At 41.9% G+C, this 21,527-nt stretch carries 21 protein-coding genes; 14 read left to right on the forward strand and 7 right to left on the reverse strand.

Features of this window, described 5'->3' with window-relative positions:
- Nucleotides 1–42: 42 nt before the first annotated feature.
- The 8 genes from B1K52_RS08270 to B1K52_RS08300 all read left to right on the forward strand — a co-directional run bounded on the left by B1K52_RS08270 (nucleotide 43) and on the right by B1K52_RS08300 (nucleotide 8,812).
- The gene (locus B1K52_RS08270; RefSeq protein ID WP_179106502.1) at nucleotides 43–528 is read left to right on the forward strand and encodes a competence protein ComK; all 486 of its coding nucleotides are present in this window, start codon (nucleotides 43–45) and stop codon (nucleotides 526–528) included.
- A 90-nt stretch (nucleotides 529–618) separates the two neighbouring features.
- Entirely contained in the window at nucleotides 619–1,245 is a 627-nt protein-coding gene (locus B1K52_RS08275) for a hypothetical protein (protein WP_077307176.1), read from the forward strand.
- A gap of 191 nt (nucleotides 1,246–1,436) precedes the next feature.
- Nucleotides 1,437–2,555: an acyltransferase gene (locus B1K52_RS08280; RefSeq protein WP_179106503.1), complete on the forward strand. Its 1,119-nt coding sequence runs from the start codon at nucleotides 1,437–1,439 to the stop codon at nucleotides 2,553–2,555.
- A gap of 102 nt (nucleotides 2,556–2,657) precedes the next feature.
- Entirely contained in the window at nucleotides 2,658–3,332 is a 675-nt protein-coding gene (locus tag B1K52_RS17700; RefSeq protein WP_143588855.1) for a hypothetical protein, read from the forward strand.
- A gap of 13 nt (nucleotides 3,333–3,345) precedes the next feature.
- Complete coding sequence (locus B1K52_RS08285) at nucleotides 3,346–4,605, forward strand: efflux RND transporter periplasmic adaptor subunit (protein ID WP_179106504.1); 1,260 nt, start codon at nucleotides 3,346–3,348, stop codon at nucleotides 4,603–4,605.
- 137 nt (nucleotides 4,606–4,742) lie between these two features.
- Complete coding sequence (locus B1K52_RS08290; protein WP_077307182.1) at nucleotides 4,743–5,831, forward strand: glycosyltransferase family 4 protein; 1,089 nt, start codon at nucleotides 4,743–4,745, stop codon at nucleotides 5,829–5,831.
- Between the two features lie 190 nt (nucleotides 5,832–6,021).
- Complete coding sequence (locus B1K52_RS08295) at nucleotides 6,022–8,421, forward strand: cell wall-binding repeat-containing protein (RefSeq protein ID WP_077307184.1); 2,400 nt, start codon at nucleotides 6,022–6,024, stop codon at nucleotides 8,419–8,421.
- Between the two features lie 112 nt (nucleotides 8,422–8,533).
- Nucleotides 8,534–8,812 carry an AbrB/MazE/SpoVT family DNA-binding domain-containing protein gene (locus tag B1K52_RS08300; protein WP_077307186.1) on the forward strand — a complete coding sequence of 93 codons (279 nt, stop codon included), beginning with the start codon at nucleotides 8,534–8,536 and terminating at the stop codon, nucleotides 8,810–8,812.
- Nucleotides 8,813–8,854: 42 nt separating this feature from the next.
- Here B1K52_RS08300 and B1K52_RS08305 read toward each other — a convergent pair whose 3' ends face one another.
- Entirely contained in the window at nucleotides 8,855–9,625 is a 771-nt protein-coding gene (locus tag B1K52_RS08305; RefSeq protein ID WP_077307188.1) for an SDR family NAD(P)-dependent oxidoreductase, read from the reverse strand.
- A 179-nt stretch (nucleotides 9,626–9,804) separates the two neighbouring features.
- Between B1K52_RS08305 and B1K52_RS08310 the strand changes: the two genes are divergently transcribed.
- A complete protein-coding gene (locus B1K52_RS08310) occupies nucleotides 9,805–10,419 on the forward strand; it encodes a TetR/AcrR family transcriptional regulator (RefSeq protein WP_077307190.1) in 615 nt (204 codons plus the stop codon).
- 22 nt (nucleotides 10,420–10,441) lie between these two features.
- On the opposite strand, the gene B1K52_RS08315 is transcribed toward B1K52_RS08310, so the two are convergent.
- The 4 genes from B1K52_RS08315 to B1K52_RS08330 are packed head-to-tail and all read right to left on the reverse strand — an operon-like array spanning nucleotide 10,442 to nucleotide 13,787.
- Nucleotides 10,442–10,768, reverse strand: coding sequence for an EamA family transporter (locus B1K52_RS08315; protein ID WP_143588856.1), 327 nt, complete (start codon nucleotides 10,766–10,768; stop codon nucleotides 10,442–10,444).
- On the reverse strand, nucleotides 10,749–11,105 hold the full coding sequence (locus B1K52_RS08320) for an EamA family transporter (RefSeq protein ID WP_077307192.1): 357 nt from the start codon (nucleotides 11,103–11,105) through the stop codon (nucleotides 10,749–10,751). The genes B1K52_RS08315 and B1K52_RS08320 overlap by 20 nt, the downstream gene beginning before the upstream one ends.
- On the reverse strand, nucleotides 11,080–12,819 hold the full coding sequence (locus tag B1K52_RS08325) for a DUF6020 family protein (protein WP_077307194.1): 1,740 nt from the start codon (nucleotides 12,817–12,819) through the stop codon (nucleotides 11,080–11,082). Before B1K52_RS08325 ends, B1K52_RS08320 begins: the two co-directional genes overlap by 26 nt.
- Entirely contained in the window at nucleotides 12,819–13,787 is a 969-nt protein-coding gene (locus tag B1K52_RS08330; RefSeq protein WP_077307196.1) for a glycosyltransferase family 2 protein, read from the reverse strand. The genes B1K52_RS08325 and B1K52_RS08330 overlap by 1 nt, the downstream gene beginning before the upstream one ends.
- Nucleotides 13,788–14,079: 292 nt before the next feature.
- Between B1K52_RS08330 and murJ the strand changes: the two genes are divergently transcribed.
- The 5 genes from murJ to B1K52_RS08355 all read left to right on the forward strand — a co-directional run bounded on the left by murJ (nucleotide 14,080) and on the right by B1K52_RS08355 (nucleotide 19,282).
- Nucleotides 14,080–15,591, forward strand: coding sequence for a murein biosynthesis integral membrane protein MurJ (gene murJ, locus B1K52_RS08335; protein WP_077307198.1), 1,512 nt, complete (start codon nucleotides 14,080–14,082; stop codon nucleotides 15,589–15,591).
- A 33-nt stretch (nucleotides 15,592–15,624) separates the two neighbouring features.
- Entirely contained in the window at nucleotides 15,625–17,010 is a 1,386-nt protein-coding gene (locus B1K52_RS08340; RefSeq protein WP_077307200.1) for an O-antigen ligase family protein, read from the forward strand.
- Between the two features lie 33 nt (nucleotides 17,011–17,043).
- The gene (gene pssD, locus B1K52_RS08345; RefSeq protein WP_077307202.1) at nucleotides 17,044–17,514 is read left to right on the forward strand and encodes a PssD/Cps14F family polysaccharide biosynthesis glycosyltransferase; all 471 of its coding nucleotides are present in this window, start codon (nucleotides 17,044–17,046) and stop codon (nucleotides 17,512–17,514) included.
- Nucleotides 17,511–17,990 carry a PssE/Cps14G family polysaccharide biosynthesis glycosyltransferase gene (pssE, locus tag B1K52_RS08350; RefSeq protein WP_077307204.1) on the forward strand — a complete coding sequence of 160 codons (480 nt, stop codon included), beginning with the start codon at nucleotides 17,511–17,513 and terminating at the stop codon, nucleotides 17,988–17,990. Before pssD ends, pssE begins: the two co-directional genes overlap by 4 nt.
- A 200-nt stretch (nucleotides 17,991–18,190) precedes the next feature.
- Nucleotides 18,191–19,282 (forward strand): glycosyltransferase family 4 protein, encoded by a 1,092-nt coding sequence (locus B1K52_RS08355; RefSeq protein ID WP_077307206.1) that lies wholly within the window; start codon nucleotides 18,191–18,193, stop codon nucleotides 19,280–19,282.
- A gap of 73 nt (nucleotides 19,283–19,355) precedes the next feature.
- Here the strand turns inward: B1K52_RS08355 and B1K52_RS08360 are convergent, their stop codons facing one another.
- Nucleotides 19,356–20,555, reverse strand: coding sequence for a CDP-glycerol glycerophosphotransferase family protein (locus B1K52_RS08360; RefSeq protein WP_077307208.1), 1,200 nt, complete (start codon nucleotides 20,553–20,555; stop codon nucleotides 19,356–19,358).
- The gene (gene tagD / locus B1K52_RS08365; protein ID WP_077307210.1) at nucleotides 20,548–20,946 is read right to left on the reverse strand and encodes a glycerol-3-phosphate cytidylyltransferase; all 399 of its coding nucleotides are present in this window, start codon (nucleotides 20,944–20,946) and stop codon (nucleotides 20,548–20,550) included. Before tagD ends, B1K52_RS08360 begins: the two co-directional genes overlap by 8 nt.
- Nucleotides 20,947–21,527: the final 581 nt, after the last annotated feature.

Consider the following 21,527-nt stretch of genomic DNA (forward strand, 5'->3'; position numbering starts at 1 on the left):
AGTAATATAGTCTTGTACAAGCGATTATTGAAGGAGGAAACCATGCACACAGAAAAAAGGGACCAGTATACAATCACACGAAATACCGTAGCAATTCTTCGTCTGTATGATCCAATTTATCAATCCCGCGTCTTGGAAGCAGACAGGGAAATTCTAGTCGAACAATCACCTCTCTCCATTATCGACCATAGCTGCATGCAGTATGGTTCCTCCTATGAAGGCAGGGTACATGCGATTGGCAGACTGCTGCGGACAGATAAGAAGGTGCCGATTCCAGTACATCCAGCACATGGCGTTTTTATGCTCCCAACTTCCTCACCTACGAATTCACACTGCGTCTGGCTATCCTTCTATCACATTCAATCTTATAAAGAAACAAAAAGCCGCACCCAAGTAGGGTTTTATAATGGCACGGCTTTGTTTGTCGAAACGTCTGAGCGTTCTTTTGATCAGCAGTACAAACGGACTGGCACTGTTATTGCTTTACTGAATAACGAACATTTTTTTGCTGGACAAAGCTTGTCTTAATGCTATCGCATTGTTTCTTCTTCCTAAGCTGGATATGTTATCATGTAAACTATCAATAGTAGCTTAGAAGTGGAGGAGGACAACTGTCTTATGCGCGACACATACACGGAAGTGGGCCTTTTAGAGCAGCTGCTGCTGCATAAAGGACAGCTTCTGACATTTATCAGCCAAGACGACATCGCGCTTGATGCGTATTTACGCCGGGAAGCTGGAAAAAGCGAACACCACTCGGTATTCCGGTACGTATTAAAGCATTACATAGGTTTAGTAAATCCGAATTTGACCGAGGAATTCGAACAGACCTTTTACCAGTTGTTTCAAGAGGCTGCCAGGAACCCGGACAAGCGGCGTATTATCGATTTAACAGGAGCGCTGTATGAAGTGAAAAACCGCCGTGGCAATCCTTCTATGCAGTTTCCGCAAGTAACACATCTTTTGCATTTGCTGAATGTACATTACCCAATATTCGATCCGGCGCGAGCTACGTTTTTCGGTATGCCATCAGCAAACCATTTGGCCGGATTTGAGAAGAAGATGAAGCGGTATATTGAACAATACAGCCAGCTATTCGAGTGGAACCAAGCTATTTTACAGGACAGCCGCTTCGATGAACTGTCTGATTTATTTGATGAACATGTCACGCAGTCAGGCTGTGAAACACCGAGCCGTGCTAAGAAATTGGATCTGTATTTGAAGGCATTAGTGACTGCCAATTAAGTGCTTACGAGAGTAAGTGCTTTTTTTGTGGAAAAAATAAGGTCCAGTGGATAGAGTTTGTAATCATATTGCATCTAGATTGTATTGTCATTACAGTTCTGTTAAAAGCCTTGTGGGCAGGGGAGCAGGGGGTATATAAAGGAGGAAGGACGGATAGTATTTTGTAGAACAAAGAAAGCAGGTAGATGCACATGACGAGAAATTACTCCATCGACTTCTTTAAATGCCTAGCCATTTTCGGCGTGGTTTGTATCCATACACACACGTTTCGTGATACGGCTGTTCCATTTGGAAACGGGGAAACTTGGGCATTCATCATAGACACACTCGCACGCTTCTCTGTACCATTTTTCTTTGCTGCATCCGGCTATTTATTTGCTATGAAACTGGAACGCACGGAAGATACATTTGCTTATTTCAAGCGCTATACCGGCAAGCTAATTGGACTTTTGGCAGCATGGTTCGCTTTTTATTGGATATATGACTTTATTAAGATTATCACCACTTCAACTGGAACGATGAGTGAACAAAAAGCAGCACTCACAGCTTATTTCCAAGATACGTTCCAATGGCGTACATTATTGGACGGCATTTCTTATACGCAATACCAGCTGTGGTTTATGTTCGCTTTAATCTTTTCCATAATCATCATTTACGCAGCGTACCGTCTGCACCTGCTTAAACTGACATTATTGGCTGGTCTTTTACTCAATCTAATTGGATTGATGGGGCAATCATATGGCCCGCTTTTCCATGTTACGATGGAGGAGACAACGCGGAATGGGATTTACTTCGGATTGTTTTATACGGCGCTTGGAGCTTGTTTCGGCTTATATGAAAAGCAGCTTGTGCAAGCAATGCGCAACGTGCAGGCAAGAACGGTTGGGATGCTTGCAGTATCTGGCTTTGCACTGCATCTAATTGAGCGGTTCATTCTTCATTACAAAATGGATTTACCGCAAGGAGAGTACCTCATTAGTACGATACCGTTAACTGTGTTCCTGCTGTTGTTCACCTTGAAAACACGGAATATCGGAAAGCATCGTTATGTAGGTATTGTCGCCAAAAATGTAGTAGGAATCTATTTGATCCACACATTATGGCGCAGCATCTTTGATCAAGCATTGGATCAGTCACCATTTATTCATACATTTGCTTGGGGGCTCCTATATGCACCAATCTTATACGGACTATCGCTTGTTACGTATATATTGCTGCAGTATGTAAAAGCAAAACTACGCAGTCCGGTTGTACCCCGTCAGGCAAAAACAAACAGAGCACTCAGACCGAGCAACACATTCGCCAAATAGGCTGGTATTTCGCCAGTCTATTTTTTTATTGTAAAATAATGTGCAAATTTTAAGAAATTAAGTTAATCTTTTACTATATACATAGAAAAAGGATGACCGAACATGACATATCATACAAATCCTTTCCGCCTCCTGACTAGTCCGAAAGAGACATTATTCAAGCTGCGGGAAGCGGAAACTCTGCGGGGACATTGGCTATGGACGACTTTGCTCCTGATTGCTTTTTGCATCGTCTATGCGGCACTTGGATGGATCGGAGCGGGGACAGAAACATTAAATCAATTAAGAGGTGACTATGCTGGAGCTGACTATGAATACGCCAAACTTTGGTTTGTAATTGGACGGCTAGTGTTTGGTTTGGCAGCAGGTCTCCTAGTCTTTTTCGTCGTATCACTTGTATTCTATTTATTTTATGAAATTCCGTATCAAAAGCTTGTGGTGGTGCAGCTAAGTGTCGGTATCGTCTTCTTATTTGAAGCATTAACCTGGCTGCTTTTATTACCAGCTGCCGGATTGGAATGGAATCGGTCGCCATTTTCGCTCGGTGTGCTTGCAGACCTGTTTACAGATAAACAATGGCTGATTAGTTTATTTGGTGCTGTGTCTATATTCCAGTTGTTCGTTTTATATTTTCAGACTCGATGCCTGCTTGTCTTGTTTCCAGCAAAACGGTGGCATGTATGGATTGTCGTAAGCATGATGTATCTTTGTTATGTGTTGTTACTTACCTTGCTTGGCGGTATTGGAAATAAACTTGTCGCATTCATCTTTGCATAGGAGGGCTAAAAGGATGATCAAGAAAATTTTTCTGCCAGCAGCAGTCGTCCTTGTATTACTTAACATCGGTCTTCTGTTCTGGGATGATGAAGGCCGTATTGGACGAACGAATTTTATTCAGGACTGGGAGCAGGTGATGGCCCAGGATGTGGAACAAACGTTATCCGCTCCTGCTGTGCTTGCTTCCGCAGATAAAATTCCAGTATACCTCCAAGCAGGTTCGGGTTCGTTATCGGAAATGCTTGTGGATAAAGGGGATGCAGTCGAAGAGGGAGATGAACTCTTTACATATCAGGTTAATAATTATCCAAAAACACATCAAGAACTCTCCACATCCATTACAACGCTAGAAGAGCAGGCTGCAGCAGTGGAACAGGCAATGAACCAGATAGATGAGACAGATGCAGCTGTAGGAGCGTTACCAGAAGATATAACTATTCCGGAATCCTTTGAGAATGTAGATGTGGAAAATGAAGAGAATGCTGGTGCCGAAGCAATAAGTGAAGCATTACAGCAGGCCACAGAAGAACAGACAGCTCAAATACAGGAACATTATCGCATCAGTCTGGAAAAAGAGCTTGCTGAGAAACAGGCGACACTTTCAGCAACGGAAGACCAGCTGGCAGAGTTAGAAGCTACAGGAGAATATGTTACGGTCACAAGTCCGGCTTCTGGCACAATCAACGACATTGCCGAGCCTGGAGAAGCGAAGGTCATGACGATTGATAGCAGTGACTTGATTATCTCTGGTGAGCTGGAAGAAACAGAACGGAAATTGGTGCAAAGCGGTATGACAGTAAAAGCAGCAGTAGCAGATGATGGTCCTGTTTTAGAAGGCGAAATTACCGAGTTGGCGGATCAGCCTAAATCCATCAAGGATAAGACAAGCTTATATACCTTCGAGGCATCGTATCAATCGGATGAAGAACAAGCTGATAAGTTAGTGGCGGGTTATCATCTCAAGACGGATATTTTGCTTGCTTATGCAAGTCAAGCTCCTGCAGTAAAACCTGATCAAATAAAAAATGGAAAGGTCTGGACAATGGCTAACGGACAGGCCTTCACGACTCAAGTCAAAGTCGGAGCTAAGAATGACAAGCAAGCAGCTATAACTTCAGGAATTGAACCGGGTACAATGATACCGGCTCAGCCAGATGATTATTATGAAAACGAGCCGTTTGTGACACCGTGGAAACCGCAGCAGATCAATTGGTCAGACTTCCGGGAGTCGTTTACAAGTTATGAATTTCTGCTAGGGTTGTTGGATTATTGATTGTTGGATTAGATGGTTAGATTAGATTATTGGATCATTGATTGTAAATTGTTTTTAAAGTTATCTCCAATCATACTGCAACAATTGGTGAATAAGCGTACAATTTGTTTACAATCACGTACGTAAGGGGCTCATTCATGAAAGTTCATTTAATCGCTAATATGTATCCAAGCAAAGAACATCCCAACTATGGTGTGTTTGTCGAAAATACAGAAAAGATACTTGCCCAAGCAGGTGTGACATTTGACCGTACTGTCGTCACGAAACAATCTAGCTCCATGGGAAAGCTGCTGGCATACGGAAGTCACTTTTTCCGCATAATCGGCAAAACTATCTTTCGGAAATATGACGTCACCTATGTGCACTATGCCACGCATAACTCTATTCCTGTGTTAATAGCGAAAAAGCTCAATAAAAATATGGTTATTTATACAAATGTGCATGGCAGTGATGTAGTACCGGAATTCAAAAAACGAGAGAAATATCAGCCCTATGTAAAGCGGCTATTAGAGGTATCCGACACTGTTATTACGCCAAGCGGGTATTACAAGCAGCTTGTGCTGCAAAAATACGGGTTGACCAATCGAATTGAGATCTTTCCTTCAGGCGGTATTAATAAGGAAACGTTCTATGAAAAGAATCCGCTGCATGCTTACCAAGAATTAGAGTTGGATACTTCCTGCAAATATATCGGATTTGTTGGCCGCATCGATCGAGGAAAAGGCTGGGACGTGTATTTGAAAGCCGCAAAAATTTTGAAGAAGCAAGGCAGATTGGACAACTACAAACTATTGTTCATCGGAGATGGTTTAGAAAAGGAAGCATTTGAGAAGATGGTAGACAGCTACGGTCTTCGGGAAGTGCTCGTTCATTTCCCACTGCTGTCCCAGCAAAAGCTGAACAGTGTCTACAATAGTATGGAGATCTTCTGTTTTCCCACCATGCGCGAAGGGGAAAGCCTTGGTCTCGTTGGGTTGGAAGCGATGGCCTGCGGCACACCTGTAATTGGCAGCCGCATGGCTGGATTGCTTGATTACATGGAAAATGGCAGAAATGGCTTTTTCTTTGAACCTGGTTCGGCGGAAGAACTGGCTGCCAGTATCATTACCTATATGGATCTTCCGGAAGAAGCCAAACAGGTGATAAAAGCGGGTGCCCAAAAAACTGCAGCCGCTTATGAGGTGGATGCAATCAAGCCCCGTCTAACAAAGATATTTTCCGTTTAATAACAAAAAAGTCCAACAATCAGTTGGGCTTTATTTTGTTAACTAAATGTAAAAACGTATGATAGAATGTTAAGATTTGTCTTTGTGCCTAGTAAAATCCACCTGCTCTTTCTATAGTGAAAAAGAAGCAGTTACATAATTCGACAGAAACCATTGAACTGCGAATCTAGGAACAGAAAGAGGGTAACAGGTGGAAAAGAACAGATCGACGTTGGCGAGTGTCCTTTTTGCAGGTCTATTTCTTGCTTGCTTAGCAGTGCTTCGGCCGTTAGATGTACAAGCCGAGGAAAGCTTCTATGCTTTTGCAGCGGGTACAGACACCGTGCAATTGTCGGATGGAAAAGTAGCTAAGGTGATAAACGCAGAGAATAGCTCGCTGCAAATTACTGGAGATGCAGAGGAACTTTATACATCAACTATCCCGGATACAGATGTAGCTTCCATTAAAGAAACGACCATTAAGAATGACTCTTATTTGATTGTGGAGTATCGAAAGCACGGTACGGCACAAGCGCTGCAGTTCGACATTTTACATGTCACAGCAGAAAACCTGGAACGCATTTATCAATCTGAATTATTTGAAGGAGCTCGACTGACAGTAGATGAAGCAAAAGCAACAGTTGAAGTCAGCTATCCAAAGATAGAGCAGAATGTACCGTTGGCAGCCCCAACGGAAGTGTATATCGAAGCATTTACAGTTACACCGCAGCAAGTACAGCAAGAAGGAAAGCGTACCGAAGCGGCAGATAAAGGTGTAAAAAGGAGTATGTTCCGTGCAAGTTCTGCGGATCATGCGAATCCAAGCTACGCTGAAATTAGCAAAAAGCTGACGGATGCCGCCAATGCGTACAATGTGCCGCCGGAGATTGTGAAGTCGATCGCCTTTCGCGAAAGCGGCTGGAAGCAGTACTGGACTGGCAGCACGCCTTCCTATCAGCAGTCATGCTCGATCGCAGATGGTTCGAATGTCGTGATAGGCTATGATTGTATCGGAATCGGTATTATGCAGGTCTCCGATTATAATCGCGATGATAAGGCCGAGATAGAACGTCTGATGTATGACATTGATTACAACATTGAGCGTGGAATGAAGATTCTGAAGGATAAGTGGAACGAAGCCAATGCAAAAGCTGAATCCAGCTTACCTTATCATTTAATTCCGATAGTAAACGATGGAAACCCTGATAAACTGGAAAACTGGTATTTTGCTATTCTAGCTTATAACGGCAGATTAGAGCGCAATGATCCGATTGCTAACCCGCAGACAGCGTATCAGGAGCTTGTTTATAAGGAGATGGAGAATCAGTCGTTGATTTCTACGACACCATTCCCGACGCACTTACTCACTCCTGGAAGAATCACAGGGAAGCTTGGATCGTACTTCTCGTTCCAAACAGATCACATAACTACTCCAGGCCCCTTGCACGAAAGCACGCAGAACTTCCAGAAAGGCAGTACAGCTTATGTTACGGCTAATAGTCTGACATTTCGCAGCAGCCCCAACGGCTCTAAAATCGGATCACTGCCTAGAGGAGAGAAACTAACAATAACAGGAAACTACCAAACAAATGATTCTAATGTGAATCACTACGTTTGGTACCCTGTTCGAACAAGCAGCGGGAAAAACGGTTATGTTGCCAGCGGCTACTTAACCAAAGCGCCTGTTGTCGTGCACAACTTAGAAGGTGCCCGACGTAATGCGACAAGTGCCAGTATCTCCAATTACGGCTGGCACTTAGAGTCTCCGAAAGCAGTAGTGCTGGGGCGCAGTGATTTGCCGATTGATGCATTTACCGGAAGCGTCTTGGCAGCACAGCTAGATTCACCACTTTTACTGACGGATCAAGATGAACTAGAACAAGTGACAATTACGGAAATTGATAGACTAAATCCATCCATAATTTATATTATCGGCGCGGAACCGGCTATTTCGAGTAACGTGGAGAGCGAGCTGCGTAAACATTTCCCGGAGAGCAGCATAAAACGTATTGCTGGCTCGCACCGGTATGCAACAGCTGTTGAGGTAGCGAAAGAAGTGACGGAGGTGGCTAGTAAGCCTTCAGAGATTTTCTTGGCTGTCGGAGATGAAAAATCACCAGATGCGCTGACAATTGGACCGCATGCTGGTAAAGAAGGTATCCCAATCTTGCTGACAAGAACGGGCACACTGCATGAGGAAGTGAAGAAGTATATAACAAACAATGGCATTAGAAAAGTAACAATCATCGGTAGTGAAACAGTCGTCTCAAAACGTGTAGTAAACCAGATTCAGCTACTTGGTGCTTCTGTCGAACGTGTTTATGGGCCTGACCGCTATGCAACCAATGCGGCTGTTATTAAGAAGTACTACGAATCTAATCCGGATAAAGTCTTCTTTGCTAATGGTCAGACGACAGTAGATAGCCTGTCCGGTGCGCCACTGGGAGCAAAGTACGATGCTCCTATCGTTTTAACAAGGCCAAATGCAGTAACGAAACCAACAAGAGAACTCCTAAGCAAGATTGGCAAGCAGCCAGAGATATTTTATCTCGGATCAGAAGCAGCAATAGCTGAACGTACACGCAGTGAGCTTCAACATATTCTGCAGTAATTAGGAAGGAGCACGAACATAGCGATGTTTGTGCTCCTTCCTCAACCATAAGATTTTCAATAATTAGAAAAATATAGTATAGTAAATCTATCACAGTAAAGGAGGCGTTTTCATGAAAAGCACTGGAATAACGAGACGTGTTGACCATCTTGGCCGTGTTGTTGTGCCGAAAGAAATTAGAAGAGAGTTCGGCATTGAGGAGAAAGATCCAGTGGAAATTTTCGTTGAAGGTGATAAGATCATCTTCCGAAAATATCAGCCTGGTTTTACTTGTGCGATAACCGGAGAGATTACATCAGAGAATAAGCAGTATGCAGATAATTTATACCTTAGTCCGGAAGGTGCGCGTATTCTTTACGATAAATTAAAAGATGAATTGGAGACCAAATAAAAAAGACGAGACTGACAATCTATGTCGCTCGTCTTTCTTTTTTTATACGGAAGTTGTTCCTTGACCGCCGTCAATGCGGAAATAAGAACCGGTAATAAAGCTCGCCTTATTAGAAGCGAGAAAGAGCATGACGTCGGTTATCTCTTTCACTTTTCCATAACGATTCATAGGTACACTTGCTTCAAAACCGCGGCGAGCGGCTTCCTCGTGCCCGCTGGCGGCTTTTGTTTCAATCGCATCCATCCACTCTGTATCAGCCGCCGAAGGACATACCGCGTTTATGCGTATTCCATACTCCGCTACCTCTAAAGCGGCAGTTTTGTTCAAGCCGAGCAAAGCATGCTTGGAAGCTACATACGTACTCATACCAGGACCGCCTAGCAAGCTCCCAGCGCAAGCAGTATTGACGACGGCACCGCCTTTTTGTTGAATCATCGCGCGCAGCACATGCTTTAATCCAAGAAAAGCACCAACAACATTTACTTGGAGCACTTCTTGAAGACTTTCAGCTGTTTGTTCCGTTATTGGAAGAAAATCACCACTTACTCCAGCGTGATTAATAAACACATCAATACGTCCAAAATGATCAATTGTTTCTTGGACGTAACGTTCTGTATCTTGTTCACTCGTCACATCAGCCGGCAGCAGAAGCTTTTCAGTGTCAATAGAAGCAGCAGCTTCTTCTAAAGCTGTTTGTGATAGATCAACTAAAGCAAGCTTTGCACCTGCATCAGCAAAAGCTAGGGCTGCAGCTGACCCGATACTACCGGCAGCACCAGTGATCAATACGACCTTATTATGAAATTCCTTCACTGTGCTTAGCCTCCTAAATTTCGAACAGAAAAATCAATGTATACCTTGTTACAGTAATCTTAGCGCATTGACAGGGAAGTAACAATACGCAATAATCTGGGTAATGTAACCTAATCAACACTTGTATAAAAATAATACAGCAGAATGATAATAAACAAACAAAAAGGACTGTTTTGTTGATGAATGGGAAGACAGATCGTCGTAGCAAGAGGAGCATAAACGCGCTTAAGCGAGCATATGTTGACTTGGTTTTAGCTGAAGAAGAGAAACGAATCAGTATTCAGCAAATTGCTGATAAAGCAGATTATAATCGCGGTACTTTTTACAAGCACTTTGCCGATAAGGAGAGCTTGAAAGAAAGAATTTTGCAGGATTTTTTGGATGGCATTGCAATAGCATTGCTAGAGCCTTATAAAAATAGTGCTTATGTTAATTTACAAGAGCAGGCTCCGTCAACGATGCGGATTTTCACACATATCTATGAGGAGAGACGCGTTTTACAGGCACTGCGAATCTTGTATTCAGATATACATGACAAGATGCTGAACGTTTTTGTTGCATGCTTATCTGGAGATTTCTATATGAAAACGGAGGAACCGAGTATCCCAGTGGATTATGATTTGATGATTCATTTTCAAATGGCAGCTACTGTTGGTTTCATCATGAGGTGGGCAGATACAGACTTTAAGTTTTCCACCTTACATGTATCACAGCAATTCACCGAGCTGGTGAGAGTTCGTCCTTACAGGTTAATTAATACGAATATAGCAGAAGAAAAAGACTCCCATTTATGATGTATGAAATGGGAGTCTTTTTTTAAAGGACAAGACATGCGGCGCCAGCAACAAGCAGTCCGACACCGACAGTTTGCCGCAATTTAATATGTTCTTTGAGAAAATAATACGAAAGTAAGAGCGTCCACACATACGTAATCGCCGTCAGCGGGAAGACGACCGAGTAGGGAAGCAGCGTCAGCACATAGATATTGATTATAGCTGCTGAACCATAGCAGGCAAGCCCGATGAACAAAGCACGGTAAGTGTTTACCAGCGGGTCGCTGGCTCGTTTGAAGAAGAATCCGCCAAATGCTCCGAGCAGTGTGCAAGAGATTAATAATATCCAGCTAATTGTCTCCGCCTCCAATCAAAATGGCACCGACAATAATTAATGCAGTGCCAAAGACGTGCATTGGTGAAATATGTTCTTCTAAGAAAAACGCCCCCATGAATAATGCAAACACATAACCAAGGCTTAGCATCGGGTGCAGCACGCTTAGCTTACCAAATCGAAACGCCGTTATCATTGTTACCGCTCCTGCACCGTAACAAATGCAGCCAATCAGGAGAGGAAGATTAATCTCTCCATCCGCAATCTTCCATAGTAACTGCCCAACACTTGTGAAAGCTGCAGACAGCAGAATCAACGCAAGGCCAAGCTTGGGCTTATGCTGCGGATTAATTTCGGGCTGCGTGTACGCCATAAGCTGGCTCCTTTCCTTTCTTATACAGACAAGCAAAGAGCAGGAAGAAGATACTTACCATTGCATTGCTTACAAGGTAACGGTAATCCTGTGCTGGCAAGCCGACAAAGATTGTCGCTGTATTAAAAAGAACTGGTAAGATCGGCAGCCAAGCTACTGCTCCTAACTTACGAGAAGCAATCAAGCTGAAAAAGATAATGAGAATACTGAATACAGCAGGGCGCCAGAAAAGTTCTTCTGTATGATAGCGAGATGTCTCTAGTAAATAGTCTGCAGAATCGTACAATGCTTGGCTGACCGGCTTTGTTTCAAGTCCCATGTCATTAGGGTCCACATCAATTGTGTAAGGATTCGTATATCCATCAACTGGTTTATTGATTTGCCATACTAATGAGGTTTGTTTTAAATAAGCCTCTATCACCAAGGCGGGATTTTGCTTCACAATATCGAACCACACGGATAGATATTTACCCATATCTTCTACGATAACTTCATCATCAAAATTGTCGTGGAATTTGATTCGATCTGTTAAATACGGATTATAAGCATCCCAGTCAGTTATCGGCAGAATAGTATCCAAGTAAGTAAGCTGTTTCTCTGACAGATTTCCGTCCTGAGAGACAACAGCAGCTATTTGTTGTGTTGGGATACTCAAGGATTCATTCGGATTGGCTGATTGAATGTTATATGCTGTAAACACTGGTCCAGTAACAATCACATAAAGAGCAGAGACGAGCACAAGCGGTGTCAGCAGCTGCTTCCAAATGCGGCGGTAGGCGATAAGCATGCCAATTGCAGTCAGAATGGCAATCGGCAATCCGTTATTTCGGAAAAATGCAATTCCTAATAACACGACTGTAAAGGTAGCAATTCCGCTCCATGTGCGCAGATTTTTCCCTTCTTGTAATACAGTCTTCATAACAAAGATTGTCAGGAAAACGATAAAAGTACTATAAACAACATCCTTCCAGAGAATGGTGGAGAAGATACCGTTGATTGGCAGTACCGCCCAAAGTATAGCCGCTACCCACGCAATTTTCTTTCCAAGGCCATATTGGCGGAAGGAATAAAGTCCATATGCATAAACAAAAGACAGAAGCAGCATTTGGAAAACAACAATGACAGCTGGTGAATCCCAAATTTGCGTTAATGCTAGAATGACCATTGTATAAGCAAATGGATGCCAGTTGTTAAATTCCATGTTCTCCACTTGCCGCCAATGGTTCAAAGAATCCGGACTCATATTCCCTGGGAAGAAGGCCAGCAAATAAAACATCCAGACAAAGAGCATCGGCAGCATATACCATACGATCGTCCACTTGCTTACTTCAGAACGCTGCCAAACATATCCCCCTCTCAATAGGAGAAAGGCAATAAAGGAAAAGAAACAGAAAATAGTTGCCAGTGAAAGGAAATCAATAATAACCGTCTCATACCAAGGACGATTAAGAAACAGCGGCCAGTCAATTAAGCTGATTAATGTGAATACAGACAGCAGCGTAATACCAGCTAATATGTAACGACGTTCCAGAATCGCATGGGTTATCCCCCTGCGAAACGTCAAGAAAGCAAAAAAGAAACAGATGCTAATCCCAGTAAGAACAGCATACTTCAAAAGTGATGTATCCTGTCTTTCCTGCATAACAGCTAATACAGAAATAGTGGCTGCAAAACCTGCAGCCACACTTATCAAAAGGTTTCGGAATTGCAGCATTACATAGAGCCTCCAGTTCTAGTCATACCTTGGACAGGTATTGGTTTCGTTTCAGCTTGGATTCGATTCAATTCCAATTCGTACTGCTTTCGCTGATTGGAAGCCACAGTATCCAGTATGGCACCGCAGCCGAAGCTCAGCACCGATAGTACAACCAACCCGACAGCCAGAATAGCAGAAGGTACACGAGTGATGAATTGCGTATTAAAGTATTCAACGATAACTGGTATTCCAACAACTAAACCGAGCACAAGAAACAGCATGGACCATGCTGTGAAGAATAGCATCGGTTTATACTCCTTGAATAGCGTGAAAATCTTATACAAAACTTTGCGCCCATCTGCTAATGTATTCAGTTTTGAATAACTTCCTTCTGGACGGTCCCGATACAAAATCGGCACTTCGACAATCGAAAGCCGCTTGTCTAACGCATGGATTGTCATTTCTGTTTCTATCTCGAAACCAGGACTCATAATCGGCATTGTTTTAACAAACAAGCGGTCAAAAGCGCGGTATCCGGTCATAATGTCGTTAAGTTTCTTTTTATAAAGAAAGTTGATACAGTTCTTTACCATCGTATTGCCAAGGTTATGGAACTTACGTTTATTTTCTTTCACATACGTACCATTTGACAGTCGGTCACCAATGACCATATTTGCTCGTCCTTCTTGAATTGGCGCAATTAGATCATGTACAAATTCAGCGGGATACGTGTTGTCTCCATCCACCATTACATAGCAGTCAGCATCAATATTGCGGAACATAGTACGAACAACGTGTCCTTTTCCTTGCTGGAATTCTTGGCGGACAATCGCACCATGCTTTCGTGCCACTTCACTTGTTTTGTCCTTTGAATTATTGTCGAACACGTATATATCTGCATTCGGCAGCTGTTTCCTGAAAGCTTCAATAACGTCACCGATAGTCTGTTCCTCGTTGTAGCATGGAATCAATACAGCTATTTTCAATACGTACACTCCATTCCTTTTCTAGGATATGTCGAACCAAGTCTAGCAAAGGATTATTATGCAACTGTTAATAAATGGTGAAGTAATTGTAAATAGTTTATTTTTGCGAATGTATTGTAAAGAAATCCCCGAGATCAATAGAGTGAAGGGTTCGGGCATTTTGAGCACAACAGCAAACGTTAAGTTACTGTAAATTGCCTTGAAACAGCTTTCGATTCAGTCTTATAATTTAGCAAGCAATACGCATCTCATCAGCTGCACGCTGTATGGGCATATAGAGAGAGGTCCTATCATGAAGTCGAAACTTCGCATCGCCAGTTTGCTGCTGTTATTGGTGACGCTCTTACTGAAGGTATCCGGTTTGATTCGTGATCAGCTGATTACCTTTTACTTCGGAGCATCCAGTGAAGCAGATGCTTACTATGCGGCATTTGCATTACCAAATATGTTCATTCTGTTCCTGACAACAGGAATGAAGAGCGCATTTGTACCTAGTTTCATTAAATATGAAGAGAAGAATAAAGGGTTGTCTCATCTTCAAAATGTATGGAAAGGCACGCTGCTGTTCAGTTTGCTCCTATCCATTCTGTTCATTGTCATTGCACCTGTTTATATCCAGCTTCTGTTTCCCAACTTGACAGGTGATACAGCACAGATGGCAACAATCATGACAATTATATTTCTTTCTTCGTTTTTATTTGTCGGAGTCAATGCTGTGCTTGAGGCGTATTTTGATGCAGAGAACAAATATTACTTATCCGTTCTAGCCCAAGCGATTGTCTTGTTAGGAACAATCGGGAGTGCTTTACTCTTTGCTGATAAAATCGGAGCTTATGCTTTTGCTTTCGGTAATTTAGCAGGTGTTATTTTGAGCTTGCTCTTTAAATTACTACTGCTGCTGCCCAAACGCACCCTTCGATTGGAAGGCAAGATTAATTGGGCAGAGAACAAGCGGTTTTTCCGCATTTTCATACCTGTAGCACTCACTGCCATGATTGGACAGATTACATTAACCATTGATACATCGTTTGCTAATAGGCTTGGAGACAGCTTTGTTACATATCTGAATATCGCCAAGAATTTAACGCAATTTCCGCAGAATATTGTGGGGGTTACGATAGGGACGATTGTATTTCCGCTTCTGGCAGCTGCATACACAAAAGGAGATATGCCGGGGTTCAAGGCGAATATTACACGAGGCTTGCAAATTATGTACTTCACACTGCTGCCAGTACTGACAGGAATGATGCTGCTGATGCCCGAGATTGTTTCTATATTATTTGAAAATGGTAAATTCACGGCACTGCATACAGAAGAGACGAGCATTGCAGCTTATTATTATTTCGGAACGATACTTTTCTACAGCTTGGTTATCATCGTTAACAATGGCTTTTATACAATGGAAAAAGGGCATTACATGATGCGCCTCGGATTTCTGTCCATCGCTTTGAAGCTCGTCCTTAACTACATATTCACAGAAAGTTTCGGTTTTATCGGCATTCCGTTGTCGTCATCGGTAACAGGCTTTATCTATGCGCTGACTTGTTTCCTTTTGTTCCGCAAACTTATGGGGGGCATTCCACTTAGGGAGATGCTTCTAGATGTTGCGAAAACGACAATCAGTGTACTTATCATGGGGATTGCTGTTTATCTGCTAAAAGACGCAGTTGATCAGCTGCAGCCGATTTTCACGATCCTGCTTTGTTCAGTTAGTGGAGTCATCGTATTTCTGCTCTGCGTATTCCTGATGAAAATACAATCATTTTACATCCTATTGGGAAGAGGCGGCTCCGCTGCTAAGTAAATTGGCAAGAGTGGCACGAAGGAGGACATTCAGTTGCAAGCGTTGATGCAAAGACTTAAAGCTAATCATCATATATTAGAAAAATTATTCATTTTCTTTATACTAGCCCAGCCTTTTCTTGATTTGCTGGCGTATTTCTCCATACCGGTTTCGAATCCGATACGACTTCTCGTTATTCCAATAGGCATGCTGTACATGCTTAGTTACCCGGATAAACGGTGGAGCAGAAATACATGCATTTACATGGCTGTTCTTGCCGTTTATTTTGCAGCCAATTTTGCTATCAATATGATATGGAAAGATCCTGTATCGGCTGTGGAAGAGCTGACGTTCATTCTTAAGACTTTCTTCTTCATCACAGCTCTGCTCGTTTATGTCATGATATTCCGTCATCTTGGTGAGAATCGTGATTGGAAGGTCACGATACCAAAGTATCTGTTCATCAATACAAGCGTTGTCAGCGTCGTTATGCTGATTGCCGAGTTAACGGGAACAGGCAAGCGCAGCTACGACTACTTGGCCAAGCAAGGTCATTCTGGCTGGTTCTTTTCAGGGAATGAAATCAGTGCCATTTTAGGAATGGGTTTCTGCGGAGCAATCATCTACTACCTGTTCGTTAAAAAAGGGATGCTCGCACAAGTTATCTGCACAGCACTTGTAGCTGTCATGATATGGGCAATGCTGACAATCGGTACAAAGGTTGCATTTGGAGCTGCTTTCGTTGTTTTAGGGTTTGCGTTCGTTCTGCTGCTCATACAAGCCATTGTAAAGCGAAATAACTTCATTCAGGCAGGTGTTGTACTCGTATTATTGGCTATCACCGTATTTGTCACACCAGAAATGCCGATCGGCAATAACCTTGGTTTATCCGTTGAAATGGCCAATGAAAAAGCACAGAAGCAGGAAGAAGCACTAGCAACAACACCGCTTCCAGAAGAAGTGGAAGAAGGTGAGGTCCCGCCTCCGGGCAGTGTCAGACAGTGGAGTTCCTGGCAGCTCATGGCCTTAAACGGCCGGGAGGAGTATTTCGGTACAGTTCTATACTACTTTGAGCATGCACCAGTCATCCAAAAAGTCTTTGGAATGGGTATTGGCGGGAACTACACAGGAGAGAAACCGCGTATTATCGAGATGGATATTCTTGATTGGTTCTTTGGCTTCGGTTATCTAGGCACAATCATTCTCATACTTCCTTTACTGTTTGTTATCGGCAGTATTCTTGTATTTATTTTCAAGCAGCGTTTCCGGACTTTAAATGCCACGGCATTATTTACAGGTGCCGGTGCTTGTATAGGGCTCGGAGCAGCGTTTATAGCTGGTCATATTCTGTCATCTCCGGCATCCGGATTTTATTTGGCACTGCTCCTCGGGTTCCTATATGGATTACTCAGACAGAAACCGGAGAAGTTCTTTCAATAGCATCTAACCATAATGGAATGGAGCGAATTGTTGATGAAAAAGAAAAAACTGCTTCTGATCTCATCCATCGGCGGACATTTAACGCAGCTTTTGCAGCTGGAGCCATTGTTTAAGGAATATGACTATCATATCGTGACGGAGAAATCCGAAATTACGGAACAGATGAAAGGGAAGCACCCGATGAGCTTTCTTGTCTACGGGGCACGTAATTATCCTTTTCGCTATATTTTCAAGTTCAGTTATAACATCATCAAGTCAATCTTTCTATTCTTGAAACATCGTCCGGATGTCGTTATCTCCACAGGTGCGCATACATCCGTTCCGATGTGCTATATCGCTAAACTTTTTGGGAAAAGAGTTATCTTTATTGAAAGCTTTGCAAAGTCTACGTCACCCACTATTTCAGGGAAGATGATTTATCCAATTGCTGACTTATTTATCGTGCAATGGGAAACGATGAAGCAGATTTATCCGAAAGCCGTCTATGGGGGGTCCATCTATTGATACTCGTTGTCTTAGGAACCCATGAACTTCCCTTCACACGTCTCCTGGAAGAAGTAGAGCGGCTGAAGAAGGAAGGCTTTATAACGGAAGAAGTCATCGTCCAAGCCGGCCATACGAAGTACGAAAGTGATGTGCTGAACATCAAGCCATTCGTTAACTACGAAGTAATGGATCAGCTAATGGAAGATGCTAGCGTTATAATTACACATGCAGGCACAGGATCTGTTATTTCTGCTTTAAAAAAGGGGAAGAAGGTAATTGCAGCAGCACGGCTGAAAAAGTATGGCGAACATAATGATGATCACCAGCTTCAGCTTTTATCTATTTTTCTGGAGCAAAAGCATATTCTGAGCTGGGGAGAAGGCGAAGATCTTAGTAAGGTAATGAAACAGACAGTAAGCTTTGAGCCAGTCCCGTTCAAATCTGGTAAAGAGAAAATGTTCTCCATTCTAACCAATTTTATTAAAGAAGCATAATGAATGTTAAGAAAATGTAAATAGCCGTCACACCGCCGTCATACAAACTTTACATTGGATGTAATTGAGTTTTGCTAGCAGAAACATTATAATAGTACAGAGCATGAATAGAATACTGTCGAAATCTAGTAGCTTATAATACTCGAAAAATAAAAGAATACTCAAATACGTTTGCAAGCAAGCTATTTAGGAGGATACGAATGGTACACATAACGCCTTTAATCATAGCGTTGGCAGCATGCTTCGTTTTATCGCTAGTGCTGACACCTATGGTGAAAAAGCTGGCATTGGCAATCGGAGCAACAGATAAACCAAACGCTAGAAAAGTACACCAGAAAATTATGCCGCGGCTTGGCGGACTGGCCATTTACATCAGTTTCATCCTTGGTTATCTGATTTTCATGCCAAATGATTCGAATACTGCACCTATCTTGATTGGTGCAACAATGATTACACTAATTGGAATGTTGGATGATAAATTCATCTTATCAGCAAAAGTAAAGCTTATCGGTCAGATTGCAGCAGCGACGATAACAGTCCTTGGCGGCATTCGGATTGATTTTGTAACACTGCCATTTGTTGACCGAATTGAATTTGGAGCGTGGGCAATCCCTATTACGATCCTTTGGATTGTCGGTATTACAAACGCAATCAACTTAATCGATGGATTGGATGGATTGGCAGCAGGCGTTTCCGCCATCGCTTTGTTCACGATTTCTATGATCGCAATCAGCATGGGGAACCCGCTTTCTGCAATGATGGGTGTGCTCCTATTGGGAAGCACGCTTGGTTTCCTAGTCTTTAACTTCCACCCAGCGAAGATATTCATGGGAGATACAGGAGCATTGTTTCTTGGCTACATGATAGCCGTACTATCTGTCAGCGGGCTGTTCAAGAACGTCGCATTGTTCTCTTTGATTGTACCGATTATCATTCTGGGAGTTCCCATCTTGGATACGACTTTCGCAATCATTCGACGGATCGTGCAAAGGAAACCATTATCAGCGCCGGATAAGTTTCACCTGCATCACTGTCTGTTGAATCTAGGATTCTCTCATCGTCAAACCGTTATCGTCATTTATGCAATTAGCGGTATCTTCAGTATTACAGGTGTGCTGTATACAGAAGCAACGATGTGGGGATCGGCTATCCTAATTATTTCTCTGGCAATACTCATTGAACTAATCGTTGAAATTACAGGACTCATCAGCGAACGCTATCGTCCGTTACTCAACATGGTTGGTTTTCATAAACAAACAGAAGAAGAAAAACGTAAACGACAGCATCAATAATAGGAAGACCCCTTCTCCAATCGGAGAAGGGGTCTTTTTATGCAAAAAAACACGCTGATATAAAATCAGCGTGTTAGCGTGTTGTCTGTGCAGACGGCTTTACTGTTGCAGCAACAGCCGTATGGGACGAATACATAGCTTGGACGAGCTGGTCGCTCGCATGGCCATTGGAATACTGGTTCCATTGTTTAGCGAAAGCTTGCACTTTTTCTAATTGGAAATCATTCTTTTTAATCGCCTTAATTATTGCTTTTGTATCTCTTACCATTGGACCAGGTAAAGATTCGAGATATTCATCCGGTACTCCACGTTTCCTCTGGTAATCTTCCAAGTCATAGGTAAAGAAGATGATCGGCCGATTTAGCAGAGAATATTCAAATGGAATAGAGGAATAATCGGTAATTAAAATGTCGGTCACTAATAAAAGCGGATTGATATTTTTATGGTGTGTTACATCAATAACAAAGTTTGGGTAAACATTAGCCAAATCCCAAGATACTGCAGGATGAAGACGCAGGAATAAGACATACTCTTGACCTAGTTCCCGGTATAGGCGTTCAATATCCAGTGCTATCTTCGGTTTGTCCAATTCGTCATCACGGTAAGTTGGCGCGTACATAATGACCTTGCGCTTCTTTAGCACAGGATACTGTTCTAATAAGCTCGCTTCACAAGCTGCTATATTGTCCTGATTGAAAAAGAAGTCCGTTCTAGGCATACCAGTACGCAATATGTTCGTATTAGATAGCCCAAAACTTTCTTTAAAAATAGCGGCCATCTTTTCAGAGCCTACTGTGACATAAGAGAACTTGCTATACACTTTTTTGAATCTTTCCTGCGCTCTGATAGTTCTCATTTCGACAGAAGGATCCATTAATCCAAATTTTTTAAGTGCACCAGCTGCGTGCCATAATTGTATGCACTCCACATTCTCTTTAAAATCGGTTACGGCTAAAAATCCAAAATAGTTATCTACCATTACAATACGAGAAGTTGCTAGATGATAGATGCCTTTTACATATGCTGAGAAATTTACTAAGGAAAAAGGAATAATTTTTGATTGAATACTACTAAAATCTTCACGACAAGAAGGGGTTTTTAATATAACTACTTCTCCTGCATTCCACTTCTCCAACGATTTTGCCGTATATAAGATATTATCCCCAAAAGAAGAAACCAGAGTGGTTTTGTTCTTTTGAGGAAATAACTTACATACTATGAAAATTATTTTGAAGAAAAGTAGATAAAGAGAAATGGCAAGCTCTCTAACCATTATCCACGTCCAACAAATCACCCTTTATTTTAGTAGTAGATATTCCAATCGTTCTAGGAAGATAAATGACATTACAGTAATCCTTTAGATAATCAAATTTTCCTTCCCAGTCATCTCCCATGACAAAAGTGTCAATTTCATACTTCTTAATATCCTCAATTTTTTGTTCCCAGCTATCTTCAGCAATCACTTTATCAACGTAGCGAATAGACTCTAAGATCATTTTTCTATTATCAAAACTATGATAAGATTTCTTGTTTTTTTCTTTATTAAAAGCGTCAGAAGAAATACCGACAATCAAATAGTCGCCCATTTCTTTCGCGCGATGAAGTAAATTCACGTGGCCCCAATGCAACAAGTCAAACGTTCCATACGTTAACACCTTTTTCATTGAGAAGCTCCTTCCAGATTTATAGAAATATATATGGAATATTATTAAGTTAAATAAAAAGGCGTAAATCATATATGAGCGATTTACACCTCCTTAACATTATATTAACGTTTGGCTTAAATATCAAGTAAACTCTTTACTTTACATTAATTTCATGTGAAGATACAACCCTTACAATGGTAAAATTAAAACTTGTTGGATTTTTTTATAGAATACGCTTAATTTGTCAGTACAACTTTTTTTTGCTTTTTAATCCAACTTGATAAGAATCTTCAAGTTATGCAGATTAAAAGGTCTTCTTTTCTTACCGTGCTTCGTTGAGAAGCCTCAAAATACTAATCAGATAAGCAAATTGCAGATTTCTTTTTTCTATAGTAATTAGACAACCTCATCTCACCATCTTAATAAAGTTCTTTAAGAGGGGGCTGATACTGGAAGAAAAGCTGTTTATATATATGAGAATAAGTGTCTGTTTGTCGACAAATACTACATCTATGTTACAGGTAATGCTAGAATGTTACAGTGTTGTCGTTGCCAAACGTTTTGAAATCATATATCATTTATCTGGATATTTTATTTTA

The sequence above is a fragment of the Terribacillus halophilus genome (genome assembly GCF_900162685.1).
GTDB lineage: Bacteria > Bacillota > Bacilli > Bacillales > Amphibacillaceae > Terribacillus > Terribacillus halophilus_A.

Coding starts and splice junctions, on each gene's coding strand:
- B1K52_RS08270 (WP_179106502.1), top strand. CDS start 43: ATGCACACAGAAAAAAGGGACCAGTATACAATCACACGAAATACCGTA.
- B1K52_RS08275 (WP_077307176.1), top strand. CDS start 619: ATGCGCGACACATACACGGAAGTGGGCCTTTTAGAGCAGCTGCTGCTG.
- B1K52_RS08280 (WP_179106503.1), top strand. CDS start 1,437: ATGACGAGAAATTACTCCATCGACTTCTTTAAATGCCTAGCCATTTTC.
- B1K52_RS17700 (WP_143588855.1), top strand. CDS start 2,658: ATGACATATCATACAAATCCTTTCCGCCTCCTGACTAGTCCGAAAGAG.
- B1K52_RS08285 (WP_179106504.1), top strand. CDS start 3,346: ATGATCAAGAAAATTTTTCTGCCAGCAGCAGTCGTCCTTGTATTACTT.
- B1K52_RS08290 (WP_077307182.1), top strand. CDS start 4,743: ATGAAAGTTCATTTAATCGCTAATATGTATCCAAGCAAAGAACATCCC.
- B1K52_RS08300 (WP_077307186.1), top strand. CDS start 8,534: ATGAAAAGCACTGGAATAACGAGACGTGTTGACCATCTTGGCCGTGTT.
- B1K52_RS08310 (WP_077307190.1), top strand. CDS start 9,805: ATGAATGGGAAGACAGATCGTCGTAGCAAGAGGAGCATAAACGCGCTT.
- B1K52_RS08320 (WP_077307192.1), bottom strand. CDS start 11,105: ATGGCGTACACGCAGCCCGAAATTAATCCGCAGCATAAGCCCAAGCTT.
- B1K52_RS08325 (WP_077307194.1), bottom strand. CDS start 12,819: ATGCTGCAATTCCGAAACCTTTTGATAAGTGTGGCTGCAGGTTTTGCA.
- murJ (WP_077307198.1), top strand. CDS start 14,080: ATGAAGTCGAAACTTCGCATCGCCAGTTTGCTGCTGTTATTGGTGACG.
- pssD (WP_077307202.1), top strand. CDS start 17,044: ATGAAAAAGAAAAAACTGCTTCTGATCTCATCCATCGGCGGACATTTA.
- B1K52_RS08355 (WP_077307206.1), top strand. CDS start 18,191: ATGGTACACATAACGCCTTTAATCATAGCGTTGGCAGCATGCTTCGTT.
- B1K52_RS08360 (WP_077307208.1), bottom strand. CDS start 20,555: ATGGTTAGAGAGCTTGCCATTTCTCTTTATCTACTTTTCTTCAAAATA.
- tagD (WP_077307210.1), bottom strand. CDS start 20,946: ATGAAAAAGGTGTTAACGTATGGAACGTTTGACTTGTTGCATTGGGGC.